The sequence below is a fragment of the Comamonas sp. SY3 genome (genome assembly GCF_041730275.1).
Classification (GTDB): Bacteria; Pseudomonadota; Gammaproteobacteria; order Burkholderiales; family Burkholderiaceae_C; genus Comamonas; species Comamonas sediminis.
Map to the genome: position 1 here is coordinate 186174 of NZ_JBGTYN010000009.1, position 6301 is coordinate 192474.

Here is a 6301-nt window from a genome sequence, read left to right on the forward strand (position 1 = left end):
GCAGCCGCTGCCTGCAGGCTCGATGGGCTGTTTGCAGCTGGCTGCCGATGCCAGCAGACCATCGCCTGTACCGCACAATGACAGCATGAATCCCAGCAAACGTATCTTGATCGTGGAAGACGATGCCCCCATCGCCGAGCTGCTGCAATTGCATCTGCGCGACGAAGGCTATGAAGTGGTGCACATGGCCGACGGCGATGCGGGCATGCAGGCCTTGGAGCGGGGCGGTTGGGATGCGCTGGTGCTGGATTTGATGCTGCCCGGAGTGGATGGCCTGGAGATCTGCCGGCGCGCCCGCGCGATGGCCTATTACGTGCCGATCATCATCACCAGTGCCCGCTCCAGCGAGATGCACCGTATCCTGGGGCTGGAACTGGGCGCGGATGATTACCTCGCCAAGCCGTTCTCGGTGCTGGAGCTGGTGGCACGGGTGCGCGCGCTGCTGCGCCGCAGCCAGGCCTTGGCGCAAAACGCCCGGCTGGATGCTGGTGTGCTGGTGCTGGGCAATCTGGAGATCGACCCCATTTCGCGCGAGGTGAAAGCCGACGGCGCCCAGGTCGAGCTGACACCTCGGGAGTTTGACCTGCTGCATTTTTTTGTGCGCAACCCCGGCAAGGTGTTCTCCCGGTTTGACCTGCTCAACCAGGTCTGGGGCTACCGCCATGATGGCTATGAGCACACGGTCAACACCCATATCAACCGACTCCGAACCAAGATCGAAGCCGATCCTGGCAGCCCCAAGCGCATCTTGACGGTCTGGGGCCATGGCTACAAATGGGCGGAGGAGACGCCATGAAGCTCGCATCCGCCACCTTGGCCCAGCGCCTGAGCGTGGTCTTTGTGCTGCTGCTGTTGGCCTGCAGTGCGGCCACGGTCTGGCTGCAGATGCGGGTATCCGACCAGCGCGAGCAAGAGGTGGTGCAGCGCCTGTCGCAGGATCTGGCCGCGCGCATCGCGCGCTACCCGGAGTTGATGCGTGCCGATGGCCTGAACGCCGGAGCCAGCCGCGAGCTGTTTGGCAAGCTGATGCAGGTCAATCCGAGCGTGGAGGTCTACCTGCTCGATGATAGTGGCGCCATCCAGGCCTACGATGCGCCGCAAGAACGGATACTGCGCCAAAAGGTCGATCTGGAGCCCTTGCAGCGCCTGTTCAGCGGCGCGGCGTTGCCGGTATTGGGTGATGACCCGCGCAGCATGACGGAGCGCAAGGTGTTCAGTGCAGCGCCGTTGATGCAGGGCGGCCACCGGTCGGGCTATGTCTATGTGATCCTGCAAGGCCAGGGCCGTGACAGCCTGGCAGCGCGCGTCAGCAGCGATGGCGCGCTGCGCACACTGCTCTGGTCGCTGCTGGTCGTCGTGGTGCTGGGCGCAGTCGCAGCAGCCGTGGCCTTTGGCATGATCACCCGGCCGCTGCGGCGCCTGACGGCAGCCGTGCAAGAGCTGCAAACCGACGGCCTGGCCGATCTGCCCCAAGCCCAGGCCAAGCTGCAGCAGGCCGCGCACGGAGGTGCCGATATCGCCGTACTCAGCCAGGCCTTTGCACAGCTGGCGCAACGCACCTGGGAGCAGTGGCAAAAGCTGCGCACCCAAGACCAGCAGCGGCGCGAGCTCTTCGCCAATATCTCCCACGATTTGCGCACGCCATTAACCTCCTTGCATGGCTATCTGGAAACCTTGCAGCTCAAGGCCGATGTGCTGTCGCCCGACGAGCGCCGCCGCTACCTGGGCATTGCACTGGACCAAAGCCGCAAGGTCGGCGACCTGGCGCAAAAACTGTTTGAGCTGGCGCGCCTGGAATACGGCGTGGTCAAGCCCGAGCCCGAGCGCTTTTTTCTGCCCGATCTACTGCAGGATGTGTTCCAGAAGTTTGAGCTTGCCGCCGAGGCCAAGGCGCAGCGCCTGCACGCGGTGATCGACCCGGATCTGCCCCCCGTTACCGCTGATCTCGGCATGCTCGAACGGGTCCTCGTCAACCTGATCGACAACGCCATCCGCGCCACGCCGCAAGGCGGCGATATCCAGGTGGAGTTGCGTGCCGCAGAGCATGGCCTTATCAGCGTAACGGTGCAGGACAACGGACCAGGCATCCCCCCCGCGCTGCGCGACAGCCTGTTCGAACGCCCCACGTTGAGCCGCATGCACAGCCGCAGCGATGGGCGGTCTGGTGGCTTGGGCTTGATGATCGTGCACCGCATTCTGCAGTTGCATGACAGCTCGATTGAGCTGTTGAGCGGGGCGGGGGATGAGGGGGCGCGGTTTCGGTTTTATTTGCGCTAAGGCTACCGAAAAGCGTCACGCTAGAAACAAGAAAGGCTGCAAACCGAAATTTGCAGCCTTTGCTTTTTGCGTCTCTGATAGTGCTAGATTCACAAATCTTTTCTGGCTTTTTCACTTGCGGCGGAGAAGGCGGTCGCTAAAAATTGACTAAAAATATCGCTTTGAAATGAATTTTTCGGTTCTGTAGATCAATGCGCGGGTTAAGAAACTGAGTTCGTCCAGTATGCTTTGATAGACATATGTTGGCTTTTTCGCAACGGATTCTCTCGCGATTTCAGCTAGATATGCGCCGCTTGGCTTACCGCTCTGAATGTAGCTGCGAATAACGATTGGTAGTATTGCGATTGCTATCACTGTTCAGTGAAATCAAGTTTTTAAAATGATTTTTAACATGGCCGCAAGATGAATTAAATTTCAAAGAGATCTTGTTGCGGTTTTTGTGACGGCTTTTGTTGATTGTAAAAATCATCTAAATTGAGAACGCATCGGCGAATGGCTCGAAGGTCAGTGTGAGGAATATTGGCAGAAAACTCCGCGTGAGTGGTTCCTATATCTAGCAATCCCTTTGGCGCTTTTGCGGTGTTGATTAGATCTACATAGCAGCCATAATCGATTCCATATACATTGAATCTTTTTCCTGCTTCATCTTTGGCGGATATCCCTTTTCGCAGCAAATGCAACACTCGTTCATCATAGAGGTAATCAATGAGATCGTCCTTGGAAGAGCTCTCCAGTAGAAATGCTTTTGCTTGACGCTCTTTAATTACGACATCAACTATCCAAGTGAGAAGTTTTTTAGCTTGAGGGGACGCGCTAACTGCACCGTCTTTAGATGCTTGGTACCATTGCCGTGCTGCGAAGCGGACGTCATTAACAGATATCGTTGATTTGTTAGCTTTTTGGCCTGCTTGGCTCAAAATATTGATGGCATCTCTTGGGACACCTTCGCAAGCTCTTACCACTTCCGCGAATGCGTTGGCTTGAGTAAATCCTTCAGATATAAGTTGCTCCACGTCTTTCGGCGCTGGCATACCCTCTGCTTCCAATGCAGCTTGAACATGCTTAAGAACAAGATTCTGAAAGAACCCGACTGCGGTAGCCTCGTCGTTTTCAAACACCATATGATCATCTAGATTGAGTGCCGTCGCCACATCCGCACCCAGTTCCAAACCAATGTTTCCCACATCACGGTCAGGAATCATAAATCGGCTTCGCTGTTCAATCGCAGCGATCTTCATCGTCACTCCGCGTGTTGGGAGTAGAGCTCTGCGAAGTAAGTCAGCAAGATAAGGCTGTATATCAAGAGGAATCTCACTCCACTCGTCTATTAAAAGCCAGAGTCTTTTATTGGGCAGCGTTCTGACTAAGGCTCTTACTGCGACTCCGACATTGCCAAAGTTGACTCTGTAAACTTCTTTTCCAATAACTTCATGCCTTTCACCATCGACTGCTTTACTTGAAGTACCCGATTTCGTTGCTGCTTCAACTTCTGCGGAAGAGAAATTAGTTTTGAGGCCGAGTGAATTATCCCGTGAAGATGATTCTTCTTGGGTTCGAGAAGATTCAATGGTTGTGGTGCCTTGAACTTTTACCGAAACATGTGCACCATAGAAATCATTGAGCGCATTGCCGCTATCACCCAAGTGAATCAAAGCGTTGTCATCGCCGGTTTGATCAAGCAGCGCCCCATGGATGGCCGCTAGCACATCAACAAGAAGCCTCGTAGCGCGCTGAGGGAGGCTTAATGAAGGGTCAGAGTAAATTCCTCCTGTGGAGCCGATAGTCCGCATGTCGAGCTGCACTACTACTTCTCCAGAGGCGCTGCGCGCTTGTCGCAACACCGACAACAAATGAGTTTTCCCCGTGCCACGCCTTCCAAAGATGATTTGGTGATCAAGTGATGAAAGCGTCGAAGAGACTGGGCCAATGTCGACGAAGGTCTTCTGCAACACCTCGTCGTCTTGACGTTCAGCGCGTCGAACTACCCTCAAAAACGCTAGATTTGTCGGCAACATATGCATGCTCAGGTTGATGTTTCTGCGAGCATTATGGAACTTTTTAGCCGGGCGTTAGCGGATAGATGCTCAAGGAAGCGCTCCACCGACGTGCTGCGCCATCTGTACGCTCAGTCCAACTCTCCACTTCATGACGCTTGTCTGAAGCAAGCTATGTAAGGTTTCGTGAACAACCTTGGTATTCAACCGATGAAACTCGAAGTTTTCCGACACTTGAAAATGGGGTGAGATGCCCCGCCAAGCACCACAAGCGCTGGAAAGCAGCATGGTCAGCGGTACCGACAAGTGCGACCTATTAAGCGAGCGGGGGCAGCGGGGTATGTAGTGTCGGCCTGGCGCGGGGCAGGGGCGTGGTGAGGTACCCATGCAAAAGACCCGCGTTGTAGCCGGCCTGTGGGACTGGATGCCTGGCTGGCGGTGAGTGCGGCACGGGCCGGGAGTGTGCAGTGGTGCCGGGCTAGCGTGGGCGGGCTCTGGTGCCTGGGTGTCAAATGGCGGCGGCGCCACTCGGCGGCCTAATCCTCGTTCACCTGGTAGGGCTTGAAGCGCACCACCTACCGGCGGGCCTGTGCGCTGATCGACCAGGCTATGTCGCTCTGCAGGGTGGTGATCTCATTACCCGCAAAACCATCGCAGCCTTTTTCACATCACCGAAGCAGCCCGTATTGTCTCGCAGTATCCAAATAAGCTGCGGCGGCACCCGGTGCGAGGCCAGCATATCGTCGCGGCTGCTGTTGATGATGTTCAAGACGTCATCTTTGGCATCTACTTCGCTGATGGGTATCAGCTGCAGGTTGTCCTTCTTGCCATCGGGTTCGTAGAAGAACACGTTGCGGGAATTGCTGCCGTTCTTCGTCTGGGTCAGATGCTTGCGCGGGGCGTCAATGACCTAATTGCCGCAAGGGGGTGAAATGGGATGCGGTGCTTCATCTGCATCGTGCTGATGTACACCGCCGTTTGTCCGTGCTTGATCTCGTCAGTCCCGAAGAGGTTGCTTGGAAGGAGAATTTCGCGACGCGCCCAGCGATGGACTTGGCTGCATTGGGGCATCAACAAAGGAATCGGCTGACATTTGGTAGCATGCGTCTTTCCAAAAGGAGGGGTGCATGCGAATCACTGGTGGTTCATACGGAACAGGTGGAAGCCTTGTGGTCAACGACGATGGAAGCCTGACGATAAATGGCGCTGTGAAAAAGCATGTGCCAAAGAGCGAGATTGCTTCGGTGGAAACCGAAACGGTGAAAAGCAAGGGGTTCAGCACCTCCATGTTTCTGATACTGGCTGTGATTCTAGGGCTGTTGGGATTTTTCCTGGCTGCTGGCTTAGGCCTGGTCGTCGGCCTGCTTCTTGCCGGTGGGCTGTCATTCACCCAGGGCACTACCATCGTTGCTACGGTGATCTTCAAAGACGGAAGCCGTGTCATCGTCGAGGCTTGGCATTACAAGATCCAGAAGTTGGTCAAGGCGTCCTTGGTCCCTTGACTGGGAGGCCACAGTCTCACCTATAACAGCTTCCAAAAGATGTGGCTTTTGCCATAGCGTCGATGTGATTTAAGGGCGGTATCTGGGTTCTGCCTGCTTACATCGCCTGGTTTTATCCTGCGTACTCGACCAAGCCTGGCTCATGGGCCGGTGTGTAGTTGGCTTGTGTCCTTATAGGCGATGACTCCATCTCGCTTACCTTCGAATAAGGTCAACGTGTCAACGCTATTTCGGACGGGCCACAGGCATAAAAAAAGCACCCTCAAGGGGTGCTTTTCAGTGTTCTGGCGGAGAAGGCGGGATTCGAACCCGCGGTGGGCTATTAACCCACACACGCTTTCCAGGCGTGCGACTTAAACCACTCATCCACCTCTCCGCATGTTTTGTACGTTTTACATCCTGTGGTGGCCAGGAAATAAAAAGCCAAGCGTGGACAGCTTGGCTGACAATTTCACCTGTTGACTGGCGGAGAGGGCGGGATTCGAACCCGCGGTGGGCTATTAACCCACACACGCTTTCCAGGCGTGC

5 protein-coding genes and 1 tRNA gene are annotated in these 6301 nt (G+C 55.5%); 3 read left to right on the forward strand and 3 right to left on the reverse strand.

Translation table 11 applies throughout. The features are described from left to right. Positions 1 to 85: 85 nt before the first annotated feature. Together ACCQ08_RS14100 and ACCQ08_RS14105 are read left to right on the forward strand one after the other, a co-directional pair. Positions 86 to 796 carry a winged helix-turn-helix domain-containing protein gene (locus ACCQ08_RS14100; RefSeq protein ID WP_373450167.1) on the forward strand — a complete coding sequence of 237 codons (711 nt, stop codon included), beginning with the start codon at positions 86 to 88 and terminating at the stop codon, positions 794 to 796. Then, a complete protein-coding gene (locus tag ACCQ08_RS14105; protein WP_373450168.1) occupies positions 793 to 2277 on the forward strand; it encodes a sensor histidine kinase in 1485 nt (494 codons plus the stop codon). The genes ACCQ08_RS14100 and ACCQ08_RS14105 overlap by 4 nt, the downstream gene beginning before the upstream one ends. Positions 2278 to 2684: 407 nt before the next feature. Here ACCQ08_RS14105 and ACCQ08_RS14110 read toward each other — a convergent pair whose 3' ends face one another. Both ACCQ08_RS14110 and ACCQ08_RS14115 read right to left on the reverse strand, forming a co-directional pair. After that, the gene (locus ACCQ08_RS14110) at positions 2685 to 4229 is read right to left on the reverse strand and encodes a hypothetical protein (protein ID WP_373450169.1); all 1545 of its coding nucleotides are present in this window, start codon (positions 4227 to 4229) and stop codon (positions 2685 to 2687) included. Between the two features lie 649 nt (positions 4230 to 4878). Beyond that, the gene (locus ACCQ08_RS14115) at positions 4879 to 5121 is read right to left on the reverse strand and encodes a hypothetical protein (protein WP_373450170.1); all 243 of its coding nucleotides are present in this window, start codon (positions 5119 to 5121) and stop codon (positions 4879 to 4881) included. 277 nt (positions 5122 to 5398) lie between these two features. Here ACCQ08_RS14115 and ACCQ08_RS14120 point away from each other — a divergent pair, with 277 nt between their 5' ends. Then, a complete protein-coding gene (locus ACCQ08_RS14120) occupies positions 5399 to 5773 on the forward strand; it encodes a hypothetical protein (RefSeq protein ID WP_373450171.1) in 375 nt (124 codons plus the stop codon). Positions 5774 to 6058: 285 nt separating this feature from the next. Here the strand turns inward: ACCQ08_RS14120 and ACCQ08_RS14125 are convergent. Further along, positions 6059 to 6149: transfer RNA gene (locus ACCQ08_RS14125), tRNA-Ser, on the reverse strand. Between the last annotated feature and the right edge of the window lie 152 nt (positions 6150 to 6301).

What these genes read in the sequence shown, in the direction of transcription:
- ACCQ08_RS14100 (WP_373450167.1), top strand. Translation starts at nt 86, where the DNA reads ATGAATCCCAGCAAACGTATCTTGATCGTGGAAGACGATGCCCCCATC.
- ACCQ08_RS14105 (WP_373450168.1), top strand. Translation starts at nt 793, where the DNA reads ATGAAGCTCGCATCCGCCACCTTGGCCCAGCGCCTGAGCGTGGTCTTT.
- ACCQ08_RS14120 (WP_373450171.1), top strand. Translation starts at nt 5,399, where the DNA reads ATGCGAATCACTGGTGGTTCATACGGAACAGGTGGAAGCCTTGTGGTC.